The organism is Picosynechococcus sp. PCC 7003 (assembly GCF_001693255.1).
GTDB lineage: Bacteria > Cyanobacteriota > Cyanobacteriia > Cyanobacteriales > MRBY01 > MRBY01.
Genome location: NZ_CP016474.1, coordinates 260,612 through 283,049 on the forward strand (window position 1 = coordinate 260,612; position 22,438 = coordinate 283,049).

Consider the following 22,438-nt stretch of genomic DNA (forward strand, 5'->3'; position numbering starts at 1 on the left):
AACAAAACCGAGCCAGTTTTCGACGGTCTTTCTTTTCTAGGTCATCGGCTTTCGGTGGGTACTTGTTCACATCATGGGAGTTGACGTCTCAGTCGATTATTGCCCCAAAAAAATCAGCGAAAACTTAATTTTTGATGTAGAGTACGAAGTCCCTTTGCTTTTATTATTTCACAACTTCTACAGACTGCTTGACCCTCGCCAAAAGCCGTTACATTTTGTTTTATTACTATCGAAAAATGACTGCTAATAACAGTATAACAAAAATTCATAATTTTCGCCAATTTAAAGCAACATTCGAGCGATAACCTTTATGATTACGGATAATATTGGAGCGATATTTTTTTTGGATTGTGATTGTGAGTGATCTCCACGAAAAGACTTCTTTACCAGACCCAGCGTCCCCTTGGCACCATCAGGCGATCGCCCATGTCCTTAAAGCATTTCAAGCAGATGAACACCAAGGCTTAGAGATGGCAGAGGTTGAACGACGTCAACAGCTTTATGGCCCCAATGAAATTGAAGCGAGTCGGGGGCGTAATACCTGGGATATTTTCCTCGATCAGTTTAAAAATGTGATGCTAATCATGCTGATTGTGGTGGCTTTAATTTCTGGGCTGATTGACTTTACAGAATTACAAACCAGCCAATTTTCCCAAGGCACAGTGCCCTTCAAAGATACGATTGCCATCCTTGCCATTGTGGTGCTGAACGGCTTTTTGGGCTTTATGCAGGAAAGCCGTGCGGAAAAAGCCCTGGCTGCCCTAAAAAAAATGTCTTCTCCCCAGGTGCGAGTGCGTCGTGGTGGTCAAATTTTTGAAGTCAAAGCAGCCCAGTTAGTCCCTGGGGATCTGATGTTCATCGAAGCTGGTTCCCAACTCAGTGCCGATGGTCTCGTCCTCGAAGCGGCCCAGCTCCAAGTGCGCGAGTCAGCCTTAACCGGAGAAGCGAACCCCGTCACCAAAAGGATTTGTCCCGATGGATTAGCCACGGATACCCCCCTAGGCGATCGCCAAAACATGGTTTTTTCAGGCACGGAAGTCCTCCAAGGCCGGGGCAAGATTTTAATTACAGCTACTGGAATGACCACCGAGCTCGGCAAGATTGCCCAAATGCTCCAAAGCGTTGAGACTAGCCAAACGCCCCTTCAAAAACGGATGACCCACCTCGGCAAAATTCTGGTCACCGGCTCGATTATTCTCGTAATCTTAGTGGTGATTTTCGGCAGCTTCCAGGTAGGGAATTTCAGCCGCATCAAAGAATTAATCGAAGTTTCCCTGAGTATGGCCGTGGCCGTTGTCCCAGAAGGATTACCTGCTGTGATTACTGTAACCCTTGCCATTGGCACCCAGCGCATGGTGAAACGCCAAGCCCTCATTCGGAAACTACCCGCCGTCGAAACCCTCGGTTCCGTCGATACCATTTGCTCCGACAAAACCGGCACCCTCACCCAAAATAAAATGGTGGTACAGCGCCTAGAAACCCAGAGCCAATCCTTACGAATTACCGGGGAAGGGTACACGCCGATTGGCGAATTTTTGCATCAAGATAAAAGCTTTGACCTTACTCAGGATTCTGAATTGCAACAATTATTGCGGGCTTGTGTCCTCTGTAATGATGCTGTTTTAAAGCAAGATGGGCAAGATTGGCTGATTATTGGCGACCCCACAGAAGGAGCTTTACTGAGCCTCGCTGGAAAAGGAGGTTTATTTACCGAAGCTCTCCAGGCAGAATGGCCCCGGTTGGAAGAGTTTCCTTTTTCTTCGGAGCGCAAACGCATGAGCGTTATTTGCGCCATGCCACGCTCTGTCCAAGCTAAATTAGGCGCCAGCTATTTGCTCTGCTGTAAGGGTTCACCGGAGTTGGTGCTGGAGCGCTGTCAGACGTACCAAACTGCTACAGATATTTTTCCTCTTCGAGCAGAAGATCGGGCTGCGATTCTCCAGCGCAACAACGAAATGGCCCAGGCGGGTTTGCGGGTTTTGGGGTTTGCCCAACGCTGGCTGACGGAGCTTCCTGGGGCTCAAGCAGAGGCGAATGCAGAACAGAAGATGACTTGGCTGGGTCTGGTGGGGATGATGGATGCGCCCCGCCCGGAAGTCAAAGAGGCAGTGGCCAGATGTCGTGCTGCAGGGATTCGTCCAGTGATGATCACCGGCGATCACCAACTCACCGCTAAGGCGATCGCCCAACAATTGGGAATTGCGGCCCCAGACGCCAAGGCCCTCACAGGAGTAGAACTCAGTAAACTTTCCCAGGCCGATCTTGAAGCCATGGTCGAAACCGTGAGTATCTATGCACGGGTAGCCCCAGAACATAAACTACGCATTGTCCAAGCCCTCCAAAGTCGCGGTAAATTCGTTGCGATGACCGGAGATGGCGTCAACGATGCTCCCGCCCTCAAGCAAGCGGATATCGGCATTGCCATGGGCATTACCGGTACTGATGTCAGTAAAGAAGCCAGTGATATGGTGCTCCTCGACGATAACTTTGCCACCATTGTCGCCGCCACCGAAGAAGGCCGGGTCGTCTACACTAATATTCGCCACTTTATCCAATACATTCTTGGTAGCAACATTGGCGAAGTGATTACCATTGCTGCGGCTCCCCTGATCGGGCTTTCAGAAGTCCCCCTAATTCCCCTGCAAATCCTCTGGATGAACCTCGTCACCGATGGATTACCAGCCTTGGCCCTTGCCCTCGAGCCCGCTGAAGCCGACGTGATGCAACGCCGTCCCTTTAATCCCCAAGAAAGTATTTTTGCGCGGGGTTTAGGCTCTTATATTATTCGCATTGGCTTGATTTTCTCTGTAATTAGCATTGCCCTCATGGCCTATAGCTACAATGCCTACCCCGACAGTTGGAAAACCATGGTCTTTACCACCCTTTGTCTGTCTCAAATGGGCCATGCGATCGCCGTCCGTTCCCGTACCCAACTGACCCTAACCAGTAACCCGCTGCGAAATCCCTACCTAATCATTGCCGTTGCCGCCACAACAATCCTCCAACTGATGCTGATTTATGTCGAACCCCTACGGCTGTTTTTCGACACCCAACGCCTTTCTGGACAGCAACTTCTTCTCTGTTTAGGGGTTAGTACCTTACTCTTCGTTTGGGTGGAATTAGAAAAACTTGTGATTCAATGGTATTGGGTTTGGAAAAATCCCCCAAAAAGCAGATGAAAAAAACAAAAGTGAATTCGATTTCTGTATAGATCTTATCTGTTTTTAGGATTAGTCTTGGGTAGTATGGTGCGGTTAGATCTACGGAAAAACCTATGACTGGAAACGCCGCCCGTGTTCAAGCGATTCAGCAAATTACCAATCGTACCCCCATCAAGTGTGAACCGCCCATCAAGCTCGAAGAAGCTTGGGCTACTAATGTTTTTGATCTGAGTAAGATGCAGGCCAGTCTCCCAAAGGCCGTCTTTAAATCTATCAAAAACACCATCACTTCCGGTGAAAAACTAGACCCTTCAGTGGCCGATGCTGTGGCAACAGCGATGCGTGATTGGGCCATGTCTAAGGGGGCACTCTACTATGCCCACGTCTTCTATCCGATGACTAACCTAACGGCAGAGAAACATGATGGTTTCGTATCTGTCCAAGGCGATGGCAAAGTCATCTCCGAATTTTCCGGTAAGGTGCTAGTACAAGGGGAACCCGACGGTTCTTCTTTCCCCAACGGTGGTATCCGGGATACCTTTGAAGCACGGGGTTATACGGCTTGGGATGTGACCAGTCCGGCCTATATCATGGAAACCGAAAATGGTTCTACCCTCTGTATTCCCACGGTTTTTGTGTCTTGGACTGGGGAAGCACTCGATAAAAAAGTGCCCCTGTTGCGTTCCATTGATGCGATGAATAAGGCGGCCCAGAAAGTCTTGAAACTGTTGGGTCACACAGAAGTTGCTCGGGTCAATTCCAGTTGTGGGGCAGAACAGGAATATTTCCTCGTTGACTCTAACTTCGCCCACCAGCGCCCGGATCTCTTACTAGCAGGTCGTACCCTCTTTGGAAAGTCTCCGGCGAAGGGCCAAGAATTTGATGATCACTACTTCGGGGCGATCCCTGAGCGGGTACAAATCTTTATGCAGGATGTGGAAGCGCAACTGTATAAGCTCGGTATCCCCGCAAAAACCCGTCACAATGAAGTGGCACCGGGTCAGTTTGAAATTGCCCCTGTCTTTGAAGCGGCTAACGTGGCCAGCGATCACCAGCAATTGATCATGACCACCCTCAAGACCACGGCGAAAAAGCACGGCTTTATGTGCTTACTCCACGAAAAACCCTTTGCCGGGATCAATGGTTCTGGTAAGCACGTGAACTGGTCTGTGGGCAATGCCACCCAGGGTAATCTGTTGGATCCGGGTGATTCTCCCCATGAAAATGCCCAGTTCCTCGTCTTCTGTGGGGCGGTGATTCGGGGTGTCCATAAGTTTGGGCCTTTGATGCGGGCGGTAATCGCTAATGCCAGCAATGACCACCGTCTCGGTGCTAATGAGGCTCCTCCGGCCATTATGTCGGTGTATCTCGGTTCTCAGTTGGAGGAAGTTTTTGAGCAAATCAAAAATGGTACTGTTTCTGAGTCGAAGAAGAAAGGCGTTATGGATCTCGGTGTGGCGGTACTGCCTGAACTGACCAAAGATGCGGGCGATCGCAACCGGACTTCTCCCTTTGCCTTTACCGGGAATCGTTTTGAGTTCCGGGCTGTGGGTTCTAGCCAGTCTGTGTCTGGGCCTTTGGTGGCGTTGAATACGATCCTCGCGGATTCTCTCGGTTGGATTGGCGATCGCCTCGAAAGTGAATTGGCGAAGGGCTTAGAAATCAGCGAAGCCATTCTCACGGTTCTCAAAGAAATCATGAACGACCATGGTTCTGTGATCTTTGGTGGTAATGGCTACTCCGAAGAATGGCACCGAATGGCCGTTGAAGAACGCGGTTTGCGTAACCTACCCACCACTGCTGACGCCCTACCTGTGCTCAAGGAAGATGAAGTAGTCGCCTTATTTGACCAGCTTAAGGTTCTGACTCCCATAGAACTCGAAAGCCGCTTTGAAGTTTACGCCGAGCAGTACATCAAATCCATTGAAGTGGAAGCCAAACTGGTGATGAACATGGCAAAAACCATGGTTTATCCAGCCGCTGTGGAATACCTGGCCAAGTTGTCAGGCACGATCACTGCCCTCGTGAATCTCGGCATTTCCCTCGAGAAGAAAAGTGCAGAAACGGTTTCTAGCCTCACCAATGGCTTGATGGCTGCCACCGAAAAGCTCAGTGCTGCCTTTGAGAAAGAAGATTTTGCTTCCACAGAGGAGCACATGCACTATTGCGCGAGCACCATTCGTCCTTTGATGGATGAGGTTCGTAGCTACGCAGATCTGCTAGAAAATGAACTACCAGACAGCTTCTGGCCCCTACCCACCTACCAGGAAATGCTGTTTATCAAGTAGATGATTCGCCTCGATTGAGTCAATCATTCAATAAAATTCAAAATCCCTCTATGTTCTCTGGCAATGTAGAGGGTTTTTTATGGCATGGAAAAATGGGTTCAAACCGAATGGATCACGTTGGCAGGGAGATCCTGATAGAGGGGGGTACTCAGGTATCGTTCCCCATAGCTTGGTTGAATGACAACAATGAGCTTGCCGCTGTTTTCTGCACGTTGGGCCACTTTGATCGCGGCACAGAGGGCTGCCCCTGTCGAAATGCCCGATAAAATGCCTTCTTCCCTAGCCAGGCGACGCCCAAAATTAATTGCAGCTTCGTCGGTCACCGTCACAACTTCATCAATGATGCTCTGATTGAGCACACTGGGGACAAAACCTGCCCCAATGCCTTGGATTTTGTGAGGGCCGGGCTTGCCACCAGAAAGCACGGGACTATTGGCTGGTTCAACGGCGATCGCCTGGCATTCAGGCTTATATTTTTTCAGCACCTCGGCGATCCCGGTAATTGTGCCGCCGGTACCGACTCCCGCCACGATCAGATCGACTTTCCCCTCCGTATCTTCCCAGATTTCGAGGGCCGTAGTTTGGCGGTGGGCATCGGGGTTCGCCAAATTATTAAACTGCTGCAACATGTAAGCATTAGGCAGCGTATCGACGATTTCCTGGGCCTTGGTGATACAGGCGCTCATGCCCGCATCCCCAGAGGTCAGTTCGAGTTGTGCCCCATAGGCGAGGAGCATCGCCCGTCGCTCCATGCTCATGGTCTCTGGCATGGTCAAAATTAACTGATAACCCTTAGCGGCAGCGGCCATGGCTAGGGCAATGCCTGTGTTCCCAGAGGTGGGTTCTACCAAAATCGTTTTTCCGGGGGTAATTTCTCCGGCGGCTTCGGCGGCTTCGATCATGTTGACGCCAATGCGGTCCTTAACCGAGGCAGCCGGATTCATCCCTTCTAATTTAATCACCACCTGGGCAACGCAATTTTCCTGCTCAGGAATACGATTTAACTGCACAAGGGGCGTTTTTCCTACTAATTCGGTAATGTTCTTGGCAATTTTCATGGTAGGTGAGATGGTGCCGGCTAGGGGTGAAACAGAATGGTGAACCGATGTTCATTATAGATGCCGACTCCCCTGAAAATATGTTCCTTCAACTGTTTGAGAAAATTGGGGATAATCGACCCCTGTTGTGGGGAGAGGGCGGCATTAATCGAGGCCAACAACCCAAGCCCCATCAGAAAACCAAAGCATGGTGCTGTAGATCTTCGAGGCGCACAATTTCAAGGGCTTTGGCATGGGTGGCTTCGAGGTGGACAGGGGGCGCAACCCCGACCTCAAAGGCTTCTTGCCAGCGGGCAGCACAGAGACACCAGCGATCGCCGGGTTTGAGACCAGGGAAATGGTATTGGGGCACGGGGGTACTCAAATCATTGCCTTGGTTTTTGGTAAATTCCAAGAAAGCTGGCGTCATTTGCGCACAGACCACATGGCGGCCAAAATCATTCGCGCCAGTGGTGCAACAGCCATCCCGATAAAAGCCAGTTAAGGGGTCGGTACTGCAAGGCTGGAGGGCGGTTCCTAAAACGTTTTTTGCATCTGTCATTGGGGTTTTAAAAAATCCTCGTTTCAAGGGTGGACAATTTCAATGATAACGACCGACAGGACTGGCAATGTAGATTGAGCCATCGCATTGGGCCGTAGGAAAATCCCCTCCCCAAGACGGTGGTTGGAGAAGGGAAATGAATACGGGATAAAAAGATTCAACCGATAACTCTATCGACCGAGTTTTTGTTCTAAAGCGGCGATCGCCAATTTAGTTTTGAGTAAAGAATCAGGGTTCAAACTGATGGAATCAATGCCTAACTCAACGAGGAATTCAGCAAATTCTGGATAATCCGAGGGAGCTTGACCACAAATACCAATCTTGCGTTGATATTTCTTCGCCCCTTCAATTGCCATCCGCACCATGCGTTTTACCCCTTCATTCCGCTCATCGAAAATGTGGGCAACCAGCGCAGAATCGCGATCCAAACCTAACGTTAATTGGGTGAGATCGTTCGAGCCAATGGAGAAACCATCAAACACTTCGCTGTATTCGTCAACGAGGATGACGTTGGAGGGCAATTCGCACATGACGTAAACTTGCAGCCCATTTTCCCCACGGCGGAGGTCATGTTTTGCCATTTCAGCTAACACTTTGCGACCTTCTTCTGGGGTGCGGCAAAACGGAATCATCGGAATAATATTCGTCAGACCCATTTCATTGCGGGCAATCTTAAAGGCTTCGCATTCCAAACCAAACGCTTCAGAATAATTGGGATCGTAGTAGCGGGATGCCCCACGCCAGCCAATCATTGGGTTTTCTTCTGTCGGTTCAAATTGACGACCACCGAGTAAATTTGCATACTCATTGGATTTGAAATCAGACATCCGAACAACCACGGGATTCGGATAGAATGCGGCGGCGATCATGGCAATGCCACTGGCGAGTTTATCCACGAAGAAATCAGCCTTGTTTTCATAGAGATGGGTCAATTCCGCAATCTCTTTTTTCACCATCAAGTCTTCCAATTCATCAAAGTGAATCAGGGCTTTGGGGTGGGCTTTAATGTGGTTGGCAATAATGAACTCAAGGCGAGCTAAACCAACCCCATCGGCGGGTAAAGGAGACAGCGAGAAAGCTTGCTCTGGATTACCCACATTCATCAAAATTTTGGTCTTGGTAGTGGGCAGATTTTCAAGGGAGGTTTCTTCCACTTCAAACTTCAGTAAACCTTCGTAGATCTTGCCATCTTCCCCTTCGCAACAGGAAACCGTTACGTCTTGACCGGATTTCACGAGGGTTGTGGCATCACCGCAACCAACCACCGCCGGAATGCCCATTTCTCTGGCAATAATCGCCGCGTGACAGGTTCTCCCGCCTTGGTCGGTGACGATCGCCGAGGCTTTTTTCATGATCGGTTCCCAATCGGGATCGGTGCGGCGGGTGACTAGCACTTGACCGGGTTTGAAGAGTTTAATTTGGTCAACGTCGAGGATCACATTCGCTTCCCCTTGACCGACCATTTCCCCAACGCTGCGACCGTGGGCAATGACATTCCCCGTTTCTTTGAGCTTGTAGCTGCGGATGACGTTGGCGGCTTTCTGGGACTGGACGGTTTCGGGACGGGCTTGGACGATAAATAATTCATCTGTTAAGCCATCTTTTGCCCATTCAATATCCATCGGCGTGTATTGACCACGGACGTTGGAGTAATGCTCCTCGATGGTGGTTGCCCAACGGGCGAGGGTTAAAACGTCTTCGTCACTGACACAGAATTTGTTTTGTAATTCTTCGGGGACGGCAACATTTTCGGTGAGTTTTGCGCCGCCGGCGTAGACCATTTTGATCTTTTTGCTGCCGAGTCGCCGTTCGAGAATCGGTTTGTAGCCATCCTTGAGGGTCGGTTTAAAGACCACAAATTCATCGGGATTGACTGCGCCTTGGACAACGTTTTCCCCCAAGCCATAGGCTCCGGTAATAAACGCGGCATCTTTAAAACCGCTTTCGGTGTCGATGGAGAACATCACGCCGGAGGTGGCGAGATCAGAGCGCACCATTTTTTGCACACCGACGGACAGGGCGACTTCAAAGTGATCGAAGCCGTTGTGCTGACGGTAGGCGATCGCCCGATCCGTAAACAGAGACGCAAAACATTTGTGGCAGGATTCCAGAACCCCCTTCACGCCGTGGACATTCAGATAAGTTTCCTGTTGCCCCGCAAAACTCGCCTCCGGTAAATCCTCCGCCGTGGCACTAGAGCGCACCGCTACATCGACGTTGTGGGCACTGTCTTCACAGGCTTCCTTTGCTTCCCCTTCAAAGCGATCGCAGACATCGGATTTGGCTCCATATCGCTCACACATTTTTTTGTAAGCAGAGGCGATCGCCACCTGGAGATCATTCGGGAAAGGCGTATTCAAAATCAAAGCCCGCGCCTGCCGACCCCGCGCCTGGAGATTCGCCACATCATCCGTATCCAAGTCTGCGAAAAGCGTCCGTAACTTTTCTTCTAAGCCTGCAGATTTAACAAAATAACGATAAGCATAGGCCGTCGTGGCAAACCCGCCTGGAACGTTGACTCCCTTAGGCTGTAACTGCTGAATCATTTCCCCAAGGGAAGAATTTTTGCCCCCAACCAGACCCACATCCTGGGAACCAACCTCCTCAAACCACAAAACGAGTGCTTCGGTTCTCGCATCAGAGGCTGTAGCCGTGTTAAAAGTGCTGACCATAACTATAAAAACTCCTTAGTCATCCCTCTCCGTACACCTTGATCCTAAAAGACTTGAAATAGGGTCTTTACAGAAATGAAATATATCCTTACCTTTCACTTCTGTTTAATGAAAAAACGTCAAGAAAAACAAGCTTGATGTTGCCTAAACAGATCATATTTTCCTTATCTTTATTTAAGATATTTTTAACATTTTTAGGATATGGCAGGAAACTTAAAAAAAAGAAAAAGACTAGGTTTTTCCCAGTCTCACAGCACAAGCACATTGGTTTTTGTCAATATTGATTAGAGCCGCCATTAAGCACTGACGACGGTATCCCCCTGGCCCCAGAAACCATCGTATTTTTTGACGGCAATATCCCCTTCTACACTCACTTGACAGGCTAGACGCCTTTGCTTGTCTGGGTTGTGAGGCGGTAGGGAGAGACGTGTTTTTTCTTTCCAGCTCTGGGCTGAAACGGGGCCAGTAATTTCGACGGCACAGGTGCCACAGGTACCAAGACCATGACAATTAATGGTTGTTGCATTGCCATTGTAGAGATTAATTTTGTTGGCCAGGAGAACTTTGCGTAAATTATCGCCTTGATTACAGGTAATAGTTTGACTTCCGAAGGTGATAGTTGGCATGGTTGGTATTTTTCCGATTATCTCAATGATGATTGCTTCCATGGTGCCATACTTTTTAAAAAAGGTCGGTTAAGGATGCGGCAAAACCAATTTTTTGCAGGGGAAGTCATTACCACAAGTCACTGAGATCTAAAACAAAATTCTGAAGAATATCTTCTCCGGCAAGCTGTTTGGGGGTCGTTAAAATTTCAACGGTTTGACCAGGGCGATAAATTTCTACTTGGCGATCGCCTTGGTTGATCAGCCAGCCCAACCGACAACCATTATCTAAATATTCCTGCATTTTCTGGCGGGTTTGTTGTACCACATCGCTGGGCGAAAGGAGTTCGGCGACAAAATCAGGGCAGAGGGGGACAAATTTCTGCTGTTGTTCTGGGGTGAGGCTGTCCCAGCGGGATTTTTCGACCCAACACATATCCGGCGATCGCGTCGCGCCATCGGGCAAAATAAAACCTGTCGAGGAATCGAAGCACTTCCCAAAACCATGACATTTATTCCAGTACCAGAGTTGGCCATTGAGTTCAAAATTGACTCTGCCAGTTTCACCACCTGTGGGGGCCATGATCACAAGTTCTCCTTGGGCTGTGCGTTCTAATTTGGCATCGGGATTCGCCTGACAGAGCTGGGCAAATTGGCCTTGGGTCAGGGTCAAAACGGGCTGGAGATCAAGGGTTACGGTAGCCATTTTCACGACCTCTCGCGGCGGAATGATCCCATTGTAGGCAAGTTTTTTGGGGATGGAGAATAGGGGATTCGAACCCCTGACCTCTGCGGTGCGATCGCAGCACTCTACCAACTGAGCTAATTCCCCAGAACGAAAAATTATTTTAGCACCTCTGCGGGGGGCGCAAGGCTGGGATCGATACGTTCGAGTTCTAAATCATTGAGGTAGTCCACACACCAGTTACTGCAGCGTTGCAACATATGAAATGGATAGGTATGGGCCACGCCGACAACGGGAATCCCGACGGATTTGGCGGCCTGGATACCGTGGAAATTATCTTCAATGGCGAGGCAATTTTCCGGTTGAATTTGGGCCTCAGGAAATTTCTGGTTTAGTTGGGCGATCGCCAGGCGATAACCATCTCCGTTGGGTTTAAATGTTTTCACCTCATCGGCGGTGACAATCACATCAAAAGCTTGGTCAAGGTGCGCTTGCTGGAGGATAAACTCAGCATCGGCACGGCAATAGCCCGTCACAATTCCCACGGGGATATTTTTGAGTTTAATCGCAGAAATTAGGGGGATTACGTCTTCATAAAGGGGGAACGGCTCAATTTCTCGTAATTTGCTTTGATAAAGTGCGGATTTCTGTTGAATGAGGCTGTCAAGTTGTGCCTCTGAGAACACCCGCCCCCGGAGTGCAAGATTTTCCTTGAGGCAACGGCGATCGCTTTTCCCCAGACTGCTATCCCGATAGAGGCGATCCGTCGGTCGGAGATTTTCGGCCAGCAAAATATCATCGATCAGCTCAAATTGGAGGGCCGCATCGTTAAGAAAGACTCCATTTATTTCAAATAAAACGGCTTTGAGCAGGGTCATAATGGGACGATGAACGATAAAAGTTTACGTTTTTTGACCAAGGGTCAGGTTTTTGCCTGATAATTCTCATCTTAGAATAAGCGTTGATATTTGCGGGCGATCGCCATGGCTTTGACGACGGATATTCCCCAGCGGCACATTCTAAAAACAAGGGTGCATTGTTTAGATTATCAACGGGCTTGGGCTGAAATTGCGGCGGCCATTCGCGATGGAACATTCGGGTATGGGGCGATCGCCAATGTACATATGGTGATGACGGGTTATTGGCAGCCAGAGTTTCAGCACATCATTAATCAAGCCCTGGTGACGACCCCGGACGGAATGCCCCTAGTTTGGGGATTGCGGTGGTTGGGTTATCCCCAGGCGACCCGGGTTTATGGGCCGGATCTGATGCTCCATTGTTGCGCCATGGCCGCCCAAGAAAAAATTCCGGTCTATCTCTATGGTAGTCGCCCAGAAACCCTCGAAAAATTGCAGCAAACTCTTTTAGAAAAATTTCCCAATTTGCAAATTGCCGGAGTAGAAGCGCCCCCTTTCCGATCCCCAACCCCTGCTGAGGCGATCGCCACAAGACAGCGCATTGAACAATCGGGCGCAAAACTGGTTTTTGTCGGTTTGGGTTGCCCGAAGCAAGAAAAATGGATGGCCGAAAATAGTCCCCACCTGGCGGCTGTTTTGTTGGGGGTGGGGGCGGCCTTTGATTTCCATGCTGGTACCGTCTCCCAAGCCCCCCGCTGGTTGATGACCCTGGGGTTGGAGTGGCTGTACCGGCTGATCCAAGAACCCCGTCGCCTTTGGAAACGTTATCTCGTCCACAATGGGGCATTTATTTTTCTGTTTGGTTGGCAACTGCTCCGGCGGCGATCGCCCTAGTTTTTGAGGAATTTTGCCCACCTCTGGACGATTTTATTGATTTTTCTTTGTGTTGCAAGTTGATTGCCTTGATCCATGCCCAAATCTCCTTTTCCCCTTCCTACCCAGGATATTCGTGCGATTAGTCCTCTCCACTGGCTAAAAACTGCCCGAGGCCGCTGGAAAAGAGGTTTATTGCTAGTGGGCAGTGATCTCTTGGGGTTGGCGATCGCCTGGCAACTGGCCGACTACATCAACAACTTTTATTCGCCTATTCCGGCGGATCTGGTCTGGTGGGTCTGGCTTGATATTCCGAGCTTGTTCTGGATTTTTGCCTTTGTCACCCTGGTCTTCTTCTTTGGCAATCACCTCTATCGTTCGCCCCCAGCTCCTCAAAACTACACCCGTGCCGCCTGGATCATTACTCTGGTCTATGGCCTGTTTTTGGTTGGTAGTTATTTCCATAACCCCATGCTCGATCCACCCCGTTCCCTGTTTATTGCGGCTTGGTTTTTGAGTGTTGTCCTAGTCTTAGGCTTGCGGTTTTTGTTGACCTTAATCCTGCGCCAGTTTGATCGCCAAGCACCACCGATTAATGTGTTTCTCGTCGCCCCGGCCGAGCAATTAGAAAGTCTTGCCCAGATTTTAAAAAAACGCCCCCATTATCGGATTGTCGGTGCCACCCTTGCCTCCATGGTCAGTACCCAAATCACGGTGGCGCAAATTAAACAGTCAGGGGCCCACGAAGTACTGGTCAAAGATCTCCCTGAAACAGACTTGGCCTCCCATTTATTTTGGCATTTGCGCAGCGCGGGGATTGCCATTCGTCTTATGCCGTCGAGTCGGGAGATGCTTTATCGTCGAGGCTTGCCGGAAATGTTCGCCGGAATTCCCACCCTCCGAGTTGAAACGCCACTGCTGCTGTGCTGGGATTACCGCTTAAAACGGTGGTTTGATTTTCTGGGGGCTGGGCTGGGTCTTTTGCTAATTTCGCCGCTGTTGGTCGGCGTGGCGATCGCCATTCGCCTAGATTCACCGGGGCCAATTTTCTTCCGGCAACCGAGGGCGGGTTTAAATGGCAAACCGTTCAAGATGTGGAAATTTCGGACGATGGTCATTAATGCGCCCCAGTTACAGGCCCAACTAGAAGCGCAAAATCAAATGAAGGATGGGGTATTGTTCAAGATTAAAGATGATCCGCGCATTACAAAATTGGGTAAATTTCTTCGCCGCACCAGTATCGATGAGTTGCCCCAATTGCTCAATGTGGTGCTGGGTCAGATGAGTTTGGTGGGGCCGCGCCCATTGCCGCTGCGGGATGTGGCACGGTTTGACGAATGGCACCATATCCGCCACCAAGTTTTACCGGGGATTACGGGTCTGTGGCAAATTTCGGGTCGTTCTGATCTGAGTGATTTTAATGATGCGGCGCGACTAGATTTGTACTACATCGACAATTGGTCTTTGAACCTCGATCTCGACATTTTGTTGGAAACGGTGCGAATTGTCTTTTTTGGCAAAGGAGCCTACTAGGCCGGCAAACCGTTAGTTTCGAGATAGGCACGGATATCATCAAAGGTTTCCCAGGGGACATAGGATTTTCCTTCGGCGTCGAGATATTGCTGGAGGCGATCGCGGGCAAAAACCAAATCTGCTTTCAGGGCCATGTTGATATCCGTTAGAGAATCCCCAATGGCGATCGCCTTTTGGTATTTATACTTTCCCATCACTTGCACTTTTTCCACCATCTCCGTCCCTCCTTCGAAGGGCGCAATGATTTTAAAGTAAGGATCAAGGGTATCAATATTCATTGCCGCCACGGTTTCAATGTGATCGCGCAGAGGTTTTCCATCGGTGCCAGGACGCGCTAAAACTCTTTCCACCATTGGCACAAGGCCACCGGATACCACCACAATCGGCACTTGGCGATCGCCTAAAAACTGGAGAAAATCACTGAAGCCCTGGCGCACAGGTTTATCGTCCACCTCACCGACAAAGGCATCAAACTGCTCAGAAGGAATCGCTTCGAGGATTTTGCGTACTCCTTCCCGGAGTGTAATCTTGCGGTCATACAATCCCGGTAGAATGTCGGCGGCCACCTCCGGCGCGTATTTGCCGAGGGCATCCCCAAAGGTATCGACGGTCGTGATTGTGCCGTCAAAGTCGCAAAATACAATCGTTTGGGCGTCCATTAACTTTTGTAACGTAACAGGTTCCCCAGGATTATAGTCCGCTTTGAGATCATTTTCGATCTTGTACTTTCCCTTACGAAGCAAGAAGTGTCTGTTTCCGGGGATCGAATTCAAAAACGGCCCCTTGGAAATTCGTCTGATTTAGTTTAGCGCCCTGAAACTTTGCTCCCCGGAGGTCAGCGCGGGCAAAATTGGCTCCCCGGAGGTTTGCACCCCGAAAATCGGCTCTTTGGAGTTGGGCATTCCGGAAGTCCGTCGCAACTAATTCTGCTTTCTGAAAATTACTGGCGATCGCCTCTACAGATTGACAGTTAGCGAAGCTTAAATTTCCCTGTTGGAAATCCGCCTGGTGCAAGGATGCCCGCGAGAAATTGGCCCGCACAAAACTCGTAAAGCGTAGCCTAGCCCCAGTCAAATTAGTGCCGACTAAGTTCATCTCATGGCCTTTGCCGCCGCAGAAAAAAATCCCAATACAATTGAGGCCACTAAAATCCTGTCGCCGAAAATCAACGCCATTGAGATAGGCATCCTGTAACTGTACCCCTTGTAAATTCGTTTCATGCAAAATCGCACCACTGAGCTTCGCTTCAGTCAAATTACTCCAACTGAGATTCGCCCCCGTTAAATTGGCCCCCCGAAAATTTACCCCCGTTAAATTGGCCCCACAGAGGTTCACGTTTTGTAGATCGGCCATAAAAAAAGTGACCCAACGCATAATCGCCCCACTTAGCTGGGCGTGGTTTAGGGTTGCTTGGGTTAAGGTCGCCCCCTGGAGATTAACTTTCGTGAGATCCGCCCCCGTCAAATTGGCCTGGTCTAATTTGGCATAGCTAAGATTGGCGCCATACAAAAAAGCTTGCTCTAGATTCGCCTTACGCAGGTGACAATGTTGCAAATTCGTCCGTGCGAGGGAGGCAGAAACAAAATTCCCCCCTGTAAAATCGCAATAGGCTAGGTCTAACCCAGTTAAATTCGCGGCAGCAAACCGTTCTCTGGGAAATAACCTCTGTCCCAAGGCATAGTCATTGAGAAGCGCTTCAATATTCATAAGGCCAGCTTTATGTAACCGAGCACAAAAAGCGAGCAGCATCATCAAAAAATGCTACCTGCTGGCGTCGGCTTCTTCCTTTATTAGAGAAGCAAACATACTCTATTTACTGAAGCAGCATTTGATTCTTAATGTTTCGATAATCTTCTTTGTGAATTGTTAATCTTGGCAACAGCGATTCATCAAGGCCAGGACATTTTCTACTGCATAGATGGGCGTATCTAAGGCGATCGCCACTTCCGCCACCGTTTTATCGTCGAGGAACTTGGCTTCATCATGCTTGAGCATCACCGTCGGGAGCAAAATACCATCCCCAAAATCCCGCCCAGCCAGTTTTTTAACCAAGTCTTCCCCCGTCAGCAATCCGGTAACGGTAATGGCTTGGCCCCAGTAGTCACTGTTTAAGGCTGCCAGGGTAATCGTTAAATTTTCCACCTGGTTGAGGCGTGCGACAAGAGGTTCAAAGGCTTGTTCGACGGCGTTGCCTACCACCCAAGTGAAATGTTTCGGCTTGGCGATCGCCGCCGGTAAAGTTTCATCGGCGGTGTTGAGAAAATCCCGGATAAACTGACGAATCGAACCCACCCCATTCCCTAGTTGGGGATAGTCTTCGTAATGGGATTCCGGTGGCAGTTCTTCCCGTCCAATCAGAAACCACTCATCGGCCAACCAAGCAAAATTTGTCTGAAACCGTTCCCGAAACTCTGCCTGGAGCGCCGTCACCTGGGCGATCACCTCCTGGGCTTTGGCTTGATCAACAGGGCTAAGTTCCGCCAAATTAGGCCGAAAACGCGTTAAACCCACGGGCACCACCGCCGCCGAAATCACAGCGGGCAAGTCTCCTCCGTGAAATTCAGCCAGATCCCGCAATGTTCTTTCTAAATGCGGCCCGTCATTAATCCCCGGACAAACGACGACTTGGGCATGGATTTGTAAGCGATGATCCGCAAACCATTGGAGTTGCTTGAGGATTTCTCCGGCGCGGTCATTTTTGAGGAGTTGCCGACGAATCTCCGGCTCGGTGGCATGGACGGACACAAACAGAGGCGAGAGGCGCATTTGGTTAATACGTTGCCATTCCCGCTCGGTCAGGTTGGTCAGGGTGAGATAACTGCCGTAGAGGAAGCTGAGGCGATAGTCATCATCTTTTAAGTAAAGGCTTTGGCGCTTGCCGGGGGGCTGCTGGTCGATGAAACAAAAAGGACAGCGGTTATTGCACTGGATCAGACCGTCAAAGAGGGCATTGTCAAATTCCAAACCCAGATCTTCGTCGTAGTCTTTTTCGATTTCGAGGTGATGGGATTTTCCCTTGGCATCGAGGACTTCTAATTCGAGGTATTCGTCGGCGCAGAGAAATTGATAATCGATGAGATCCCTCGGCTTCATCCCATTAATGGAAACGATGGCATCACCAGCTTCAAAGCCAACTTCAGCGGCAATGGAATCGGGGACAACATGGCAAATTTGGGCGGGCTTGATAGTGGAGACGCTCATGGGTTAACGCAGCAGGGTTAATGCCAAGATGATCATACCAAAGCCCAATCGATACCAGACGAAAACCCAGGTTTGGTGTTTTTGGAGAAATTGAATCAGCCAGGCGATCGCCAAGTAAGAAAATACCGTCGAAGAAATAAGACTGACAATCAGGGTGAGGGGCGGCACCGTCGTTAAACCATTGCTCATTAGCCCTTGGAATTCCACGAGTCCCGCGATAGTAATGGCCGGAATCCCCAGCAGAAACGAGAAACGGGCCGCCGTAGCCCGGTCTAAATTCATAAATAGACCTGCTGTGATCGTTGAGCCAGACCGCGACACCCCAGGAATTACGGCGAGGGCTTGGGCGCAACCCATGAGAATGCCATCCTTGAGGCTGAGTTGGTCAAAGGTCCGTTGGTGCTGCGGATAACGTTCGGCGAGGGCCAACAAAATCGCCATCACAATGGAGGCGATCGCAATAGCCGGTAAACTGCGTAGGGGAGATTCGTCATAGTCAGGGACAAAAGCTTTAATTAACAAGCCCACACCGAGGATGGGGAAAGTGCCCCAGAAAATCCCCCAAAATATCCGCCATTCTTGTTTTTGCCAATCCTTGTGTTGCCAAGCTTGCCAGGCTCCACCAATGACCTGCCGTAAATCCTGCCAGAAATAGCCCACCACAGCGACGATGCTTCCCAGTTGGATCACGGCAGTGAGAGCCACCCCTGGATCGGGCCAGCCGAGGGCCACGGGAATTACCTTGAGGTGGGCGGTGCTGCTGATGGGGATAAACTCGGTCAAGCCTTGCACTAGTCCCAAAATAATCCCTTGGAACCAATTGAACTGTTCCGGGGCGATCGCCGACATATTTTTGGGCGTTGCCGCATTGAGCCGCAGGTGCCAGAAGCTAATCAACAGAAACAGGGCCAAGCCTAAGGCCACCATACTGCTGAACTCAAACCAGTGCCGTTGTTGCTTTTTTTTGAGCATTAATGTTGCTTCCCTTGGGCGTCGGGTAAATCTGCCTCAACTACTCTAGTCAATCTGGTTGACCTTGACTAGTTTTTAGAAAAATCCTGTCCAACGATTTCTGATCTAGGAGGGAAATACTCGGCGATCGCCCCGAGGAAATGGCAAAATCAGGCAAATTTCTAGTTCTCTTTATGAGAAAACCGGAAGTCATAAGTTAAAATTCATTAATAAATATTTACAAGTTATTGTTACAAACCCCTTTGTTTTGCTGAACCATCCTCTTTTCTCCGTCGGTGCAGTGTATGTTCTCAAGCGACAACAGGATCTCCGCCGCAATGTTCCCCTCCTAATTTGCCTCGCGTCGGGCTTCCTAGTTTCTGTGCCCGTTTTTTTTCAAGCGCCCCTGGTTAGGACAGCCCCCTGGCTGAGTTTAGCCTTGACTCTCCTCTGGGTGGCGATCGCCTTTGGCCTCCGACAACGAGAAAATACCGAAATTTGGGGAGATCTCCTCTGGGGCTTTAGCTGGAGTTGGTTGGCCGGAGCAATCTATTGGGGCTGGTTGCGCTACGAACCCTTCTTACATCTCCCGGTGGAAGCTATTGGTCTACCCTTTGCCCTATGGGGCCTGTGGCAAAAACGCGGCTTAGTCGGGCATTTGTTTTACCTGGGTTCTCTCCTTGGGACGGCGATCACCGACATTTACTTTTACCTCACGGATTTGATCCCCTACTGGCGAAAACTGATGTACGCCGAGCCAGATTTCGTCATGCCCATTTTTCAAGCGGCCCTGGCTCAAATGCAGACCCTTTGGGGCATTAGTTGGGCAGTTGTTTTGGTGAATTTATTGATCGGCATTAGTTGGTGGGCCTTCCGTCAGCCCCAAATCCCCTATTGGAGTTTCGCGGGGGCTGTGGTCAGTACGCTCCTCGTCGATGGTTTATTTTGGATTGCCGCTTGCTTCGCCTAGGAGATTTTGTTGCGCGATCATCTCCAACTGAAAAACTTCGCCAAAAATTTTCGGTAACTCTTCACGCACCTGGGCCAAAGAGATATCCGGTAAAAACTGCTGCAAACTCCCCACGGGGCGATCGCCAATGCCGCAGGGCACAATCCGTTTAAATCCTGTTAAATCTGGGCAAACATTCAGGGCAAACCCGTGCATCGTAATCCAGCGCTTCACCTTGATGCCAATGGCTGCCACCTTGTGACCCTCGACCCAGACCCCAGTCAGTCCAGGAATGCGTTCCCCTTTCAAGCCATAGCCCGCCAAAAGACGAATTAAGACCTCTTCTAATTGCCGCAGATACCAATGCAGATCCTGTTGGTGACGACGTAAATTCAAAATCGGATAGCCCACTAACTGCCCCGGACAATGGTAAGTTACCTCTCCACCCCGCTCCGTCCGATGCAACTCAACGTCTGCGGCTTCCGGGGAAAATTTCACAAAATCCAACTTCGACCCTGTCCCCAGGGTATAGACCGGAAAGTGTTCCAGGAGCAGTAAAACATCACTCAACTGCTCGTCCTGTAAACGCGCCTCCACCAGTTGCCGTTGCTGCTCCCAAGCCTCGGTGTAAGGCCAGATTCCCCCTTGATAAAATAGACAAAAGGGCAAAGGATGTGAATTGATATGACGCAATGTCAAGGGATCCGACGAAACATTAAAAGTCATCAAGGGGCGATCGCCTTTTGGCAAAATAATGTTAGATATTGTCTTCACCATAGCAAAGAGTTAAGAACTGTAAAAGCTTCCAGGCTTTCTTAATGTTTCAAAAAAGATAAATTGACAAGGCCCAAAGGCAAAACCTACAATTAAAAGTGTAGAGAGAAAGAGATAAATCCCCCAAAATCCCAGTCAATAAGTTGTCAGTAACTAATTTTCTCTAAAAGGACTAAATATCACTTGATTTTCAATTTGTTTATCTCACCAAAAAAAGTTGTCCTGACATTCAACCAGATGCTAGTACTTCTAGAAGTATTGCGTAATATTAAACGGACGGATCTATATATGACGCCACCACAATAGTTTTCGCCTTAAAAAAATCCTGCTAGAATAACCAAACACTTCACCAACAAGTTCTTTTTACACCAGTCATTTCATTACGAATTTTCCTAGGCTGTAAATCCACCTCTTATTCGTAAATCGTGTACAAAGCAGACTTGTTTTATCCATTCAGATGGAGTAACCAGAGACTATGAAGCTATTGATCCAAGGCAACAATATTGCAGTAACTGAATCGATCCATGACTATGTTGAAAGCAAGCTTGAAAAAGCAACCAAGCACTTTCAAACCTTCGCTACAAAAGTAGATGTACACTTGTCTGTTGCTAATAATGCTCGCATTACCGACAAGCATAAAGCTGAAGTTACTGTTTACGCCAATGGCACAGTGATTCGCGCCCAGGAAGGCAGCGAAAATCTCTACGCCAGCATTGACCTTGTTTCTGATAAGATTGCCCGTCAACTCCGCAAATATAAAGAGAAAAACTTCGGCAAAAAAACCCACGTTCAGGAAAAAACCAGTGAAGTGTTGCCTGACGAATCGGTGCCAGATAATCTCATTGGCGATCGCGCCCCAGAACTTCCCTCTGAAGTGGTACGGATGAAGTATTTCGCGATGCCCCCCATGACCATTGATGAGGCTTTAGAACAGCTCCAGTTGGTAGACCACGACTTTTACATGTTCTTGAACAAAGACACAAATGCCATCAATGTGATCTATATCCGCAACCACGGTGGTTATGGTGTGATCCAACCGCGCCTTGGCAAAGAATAGTTGATTTTTTCAAGGTTCATTAAATGACTTTTAGACGATAGTTATTATCTGAACCGTTGTTAAATCTAATCCCTAATGTAAAGGAAAGTTTTCTAATAAGAAGCTTTCCTTTTTTCTTGCTTTTTCTCTATTGGTTATTTAAGAAATTTGGTATTGAACTATTGCCCCCCGTTGCACCTGAAAAAAATGCTGGGCATTGCCGTAATTTACACTAATTTCTAACCAACCGTGGCTTCCCATCAAGGCACAGGGATGATTTTTGGGCACGTCTCCATAGGTAGAAACCAGAGGAATTTTTTGGCTTGCTAATGTTACTTTGCCCTGATAATTTGTGCAAATGGTGTTGGGAATGGTGGTAATTAAGTTACCAAAGTGATCAATGTGCTGGATTATCCCAGTATAGGTTTCGCCATTGTTCTGATATGGAGGAATGTCTAAACGAATGATTTCTGTTGGTGTGAGGGCATGGCCTAGCTTTGACAAAGGAACGCCCAGGGAAAGATGGGCTGCCACCGGGGCAAAAATGTCCCGGCCATGGAAAGTGTGACTCAGGTTTTCCCTAAGAGGCGATCGCCAATATTGGGGATTATCGAGCTCTACCGCTGCAACAATGGAATCATCTGCAAACAAGCCACTCCCTAGACCATTATTTGGCCCCACAAAATAACCTTGTTTCAATTTAACGGCGATCGCCTGACGTTTAGTGCCCACACCCGGATCCACAACGCCGACGAAAATTGTTTCAGATGGGAAATAGGGGGCTGCACTCAGCAAACAAAAACGACCAGCCCATAGATCCTGGGGCGGAATATTGTGGTTGAGATCAATCACCAGGGCTTGGGGGGCGATCGCCGCAATTACCCCCTTCATTGTCCCCACATAGCCGTCCTGCAAACCGAAATCTGTCACTAAGGCGATCGCCATGATGTTTAAGTATTTTGTAGTATTTGATACAGTTTAATCCGAAGCCTGTTACCCTAAAAATAGCCAATTATCCCCAGTGAGAAAATCATGTTTAGAAACGTTCAACAGCAAATCGTTAAGCAAATTAAACGTACCCACCGCGAAAACCTCAAGAAAAATTTACAACATCGTCTCGAAGCCGCCCGAAATTCTGGCAATGACCACCTCGTTCAGCAGCTAGAAGCGGAGGCTCAGTATCTTGGGATTGGTTAAACAATATTTACTCAGCCGAATAACTCTTACCAAAAAACAAGAAAAAAGGGAGTGTTG

19 protein-coding genes and 1 tRNA gene are annotated in these 22,438 nt (G+C 49.0%); 7 read left to right on the forward strand and 13 right to left on the reverse strand.

From position 1 onward, the window contains the following. The first annotated feature begins 356 nt into the window (after positions 1-356). Positions 357-3,179, forward strand: a complete 2,823-nt coding sequence (locus AWQ21_RS01235; protein WP_315862208.1) for a cation-translocating P-type ATPase — start codon at positions 357-359, stop codon at positions 3,177-3,179. 95 nt (positions 3,180-3,274) lie between these two features. Beyond that, positions 3,275-5,449 (forward strand): glutamine synthetase III, encoded by a 2,175-nt coding sequence (locus AWQ21_RS01240; protein ID WP_065712975.1) that lies wholly within the window; start codon positions 3,275-3,277, stop codon positions 5,447-5,449. A 98-nt stretch (positions 5,450-5,547) separates the two neighbouring features. Here the strand turns inward: AWQ21_RS01240 and cysK are convergent, their stop codons facing one another. The 7 genes from cysK to AWQ21_RS01275 all read right to left on the reverse strand — a co-directional run bounded on the left by cysK (position 5,548) and on the right by AWQ21_RS01275 (position 11,888). Continuing rightward, on the reverse strand, positions 5,548-6,507 hold the full coding sequence (cysK, locus tag AWQ21_RS01245; RefSeq protein WP_065712976.1) for a cysteine synthase A: 960 nt from the start codon (positions 6,505-6,507) through the stop codon (positions 5,548-5,550). Between the two features lie 172 nt (positions 6,508-6,679). After that, positions 6,680-7,048 carry a DUF2237 family protein gene (locus AWQ21_RS01250; RefSeq protein ID WP_065712977.1) on the reverse strand — a complete coding sequence of 123 codons (369 nt, stop codon included), beginning with the start codon at positions 7,046-7,048 and terminating at the stop codon, positions 6,680-6,682. 170 nt (positions 7,049-7,218) lie between these two features. Continuing rightward, the gene (gene ppsA, locus AWQ21_RS01255) at positions 7,219-9,720 is read right to left on the reverse strand and encodes a phosphoenolpyruvate synthase (RefSeq protein WP_065712978.1); all 2,502 of its coding nucleotides are present in this window, start codon (positions 9,718-9,720) and stop codon (positions 7,219-7,221) included. Between the two features lie 296 nt (positions 9,721-10,016). Further along, a complete protein-coding gene (locus AWQ21_RS01260) occupies positions 10,017-10,346 on the reverse strand; it encodes a 2Fe-2S iron-sulfur cluster-binding protein (RefSeq protein WP_065712979.1) in 330 nt (109 codons plus the stop codon). A gap of 109 nt (positions 10,347-10,455) precedes the next feature. Next, the gene (locus AWQ21_RS01265) at positions 10,456-11,031 is read right to left on the reverse strand and encodes a Uma2 family endonuclease (RefSeq protein ID WP_065712980.1); all 576 of its coding nucleotides are present in this window, start codon (positions 11,029-11,031) and stop codon (positions 10,456-10,458) included. Positions 11,032-11,084: 53 nt separating this feature from the next. Further along, positions 11,085-11,157, reverse strand: a tRNA-Ala gene (locus AWQ21_RS01270). A gap of 11 nt (positions 11,158-11,168) precedes the next feature. Continuing rightward, positions 11,169-11,888 (reverse strand): HAD family phosphatase, encoded by a 720-nt coding sequence (locus tag AWQ21_RS01275; protein WP_065712981.1) that lies wholly within the window; start codon positions 11,886-11,888, stop codon positions 11,169-11,171. A gap of 105 nt (positions 11,889-11,993) precedes the next feature. Between AWQ21_RS01275 and AWQ21_RS01280 the strand changes: the two genes are divergently transcribed. Both AWQ21_RS01280 and AWQ21_RS01285 read left to right on the forward strand, forming a co-directional pair. Further along, on the forward strand, positions 11,994-12,761 hold the full coding sequence (locus AWQ21_RS01280) for a WecB/TagA/CpsF family glycosyltransferase (protein ID WP_065712982.1): 768 nt from the start codon (positions 11,994-11,996) through the stop codon (positions 12,759-12,761). Positions 12,762-12,836: 75 nt separating this feature from the next. After that, entirely contained in the window at positions 12,837-14,273 is a 1,437-nt protein-coding gene (locus tag AWQ21_RS01285; protein WP_065712983.1) for a sugar transferase, read from the forward strand. Here AWQ21_RS01285 and AWQ21_RS01290 read toward each other — a convergent pair. From AWQ21_RS01290 to AWQ21_RS01305, 4 genes are all read right to left on the reverse strand, one after another. Then, positions 14,270-14,932 (reverse strand): HAD-IB family phosphatase, encoded by a 663-nt coding sequence (locus tag AWQ21_RS01290; RefSeq protein ID WP_065715155.1) that lies wholly within the window; start codon positions 14,930-14,932, stop codon positions 14,270-14,272. The two genes, AWQ21_RS01285 and AWQ21_RS01290, sit on opposite strands and share 4 nt — an antisense overlap. A gap of 73 nt (positions 14,933-15,005) precedes the next feature. Continuing rightward, complete coding sequence (locus tag AWQ21_RS01295; RefSeq protein WP_083997940.1) at positions 15,006-16,025, reverse strand: pentapeptide repeat-containing protein; 1,020 nt, start codon at positions 16,023-16,025, stop codon at positions 15,006-15,008. A 114-nt stretch (positions 16,026-16,139) separates the two neighbouring features. Beyond that, on the reverse strand, positions 16,140-17,474 hold the full coding sequence (locus AWQ21_RS01300) for a TIGR03279 family radical SAM protein (RefSeq protein ID WP_065712984.1): 1,335 nt from the start codon (positions 17,472-17,474) through the stop codon (positions 16,140-16,142). A 3-nt stretch (positions 17,475-17,477) separates the two neighbouring features. Then, positions 17,478-18,446 (reverse strand): undecaprenyl-diphosphate phosphatase, encoded by a 969-nt coding sequence (locus AWQ21_RS01305; RefSeq protein ID WP_065712985.1) that lies wholly within the window; start codon positions 18,444-18,446, stop codon positions 17,478-17,480. A gap of 247 nt (positions 18,447-18,693) precedes the next feature. Here AWQ21_RS01305 and AWQ21_RS01310 point away from each other — a divergent pair, with 247 nt between their 5' ends. Next, positions 18,694-19,395 carry a DUF3120 domain-containing protein gene (locus tag AWQ21_RS01310; RefSeq protein WP_065712986.1) on the forward strand — a complete coding sequence of 234 codons (702 nt, stop codon included), beginning with the start codon at positions 18,694-18,696 and terminating at the stop codon, positions 19,393-19,395. Here the strand turns inward: AWQ21_RS01310 and lipB are convergent. Continuing rightward, positions 19,366-20,058: a lipoyl(octanoyl) transferase LipB gene (lipB, locus tag AWQ21_RS01315; RefSeq protein ID WP_397428182.1), complete on the reverse strand. Its 693-nt coding sequence runs from the start codon at positions 20,056-20,058 to the stop codon at positions 19,366-19,368. The two genes, AWQ21_RS01310 and lipB, sit on opposite strands and share 30 nt — an antisense overlap. Positions 20,059-20,623: 565 nt before the next feature. Between lipB and hpf the strand changes: the two genes are divergently transcribed. Then, positions 20,624-21,205, forward strand: a complete 582-nt coding sequence (hpf, locus tag AWQ21_RS01320) for a ribosome hibernation-promoting factor, HPF/YfiA family (RefSeq protein WP_065712987.1) — start codon at positions 20,624-20,626, stop codon at positions 21,203-21,205. Positions 21,206-21,343: 138 nt separating this feature from the next. Here the strand turns inward: hpf and AWQ21_RS01325 are convergent, their stop codons facing one another. Further along, positions 21,344-22,129 (reverse strand): S-adenosyl-l-methionine hydroxide adenosyltransferase family protein, encoded by a 786-nt coding sequence (locus AWQ21_RS01325; RefSeq protein WP_065712988.1) that lies wholly within the window; start codon positions 22,127-22,129, stop codon positions 21,344-21,346. A gap of 87 nt (positions 22,130-22,216) precedes the next feature. On the opposite strand from AWQ21_RS01325, the gene AWQ21_RS16335 reads away from it, so the two are divergent. Next, a complete protein-coding gene (locus AWQ21_RS16335; protein WP_012305899.1) occupies positions 22,217-22,381 on the forward strand; it encodes a hypothetical protein in 165 nt (54 codons plus the stop codon). The last annotated feature ends 57 nt before the right edge of the window (positions 22,382-22,438 follow it).

Coding starts and splice junctions, on each gene's coding strand:
- AWQ21_RS01290 (WP_065715155.1), bottom strand. CDS start 14,932: ATGGACGCCCAAACGATTGTATTTTGCGACTTTGACGGCACAATCACG.
- AWQ21_RS01240 (WP_065712975.1), top strand. CDS start 3,275: ATGACTGGAAACGCCGCCCGTGTTCAAGCGATTCAGCAAATTACCAAT.
- cysK (WP_065712976.1), bottom strand. CDS start 6,507: ATGAAAATTGCCAAGAACATTACCGAATTAGTAGGAAAAACGCCCCTT.
- hpf (WP_065712987.1), top strand. CDS start 20,624: ATGAAGCTATTGATCCAAGGCAACAATATTGCAGTAACTGAATCGATC.
- AWQ21_RS01285 (WP_065712983.1), top strand. CDS start 12,837: ATGCCCAAATCTCCTTTTCCCCTTCCTACCCAGGATATTCGTGCGATT.
- AWQ21_RS01305 (WP_065712985.1), bottom strand. CDS start 18,446: ATGCTCAAAAAAAAGCAACAACGGCACTGGTTTGAGTTCAGCAGTATG.
- AWQ21_RS01265 (WP_065712980.1), bottom strand. CDS start 11,031: ATGGCTACCGTAACCCTTGATCTCCAGCCCGTTTTGACCCTGACCCAA.
- AWQ21_RS01300 (WP_065712984.1), bottom strand. CDS start 17,474: ATGAGCGTCTCCACTATCAAGCCCGCCCAAATTTGCCATGTTGTCCCC.
- AWQ21_RS01275 (WP_065712981.1), bottom strand. CDS start 11,888: ATGACCCTGCTCAAAGCCGTTTTATTTGAAATAAATGGAGTCTTTCTT.
- ppsA (WP_065712978.1), bottom strand. CDS start 9,720: ATGGTCAGCACTTTTAACACGGCTACAGCCTCTGATGCGAGAACCGAA.
- AWQ21_RS01280 (WP_065712982.1), top strand. CDS start 11,994: ATGGCTTTGACGACGGATATTCCCCAGCGGCACATTCTAAAAACAAGG.
- AWQ21_RS01260 (WP_065712979.1), bottom strand. CDS start 10,346: ATGCCAACTATCACCTTCGGAAGTCAAACTATTACCTGTAATCAAGGC.
- AWQ21_RS01325 (WP_065712988.1), bottom strand. CDS start 22,129: ATGGCGATCGCCTTAGTGACAGATTTCGGTTTGCAGGACGGCTATGTG.
- AWQ21_RS01295 (WP_083997940.1), bottom strand. CDS start 16,025: ATGATGCTGCTCGCTTTTTGTGCTCGGTTACATAAAGCTGGCCTTATG.
- AWQ21_RS16335 (WP_012305899.1), top strand. CDS start 22,217: ATGTTTAGAAACGTTCAACAGCAAATCGTTAAGCAAATTAAACGTACC.
- AWQ21_RS01250 (WP_065712977.1), bottom strand. CDS start 7,048: ATGACAGATGCAAAAAACGTTTTAGGAACCGCCCTCCAGCCTTGCAGT.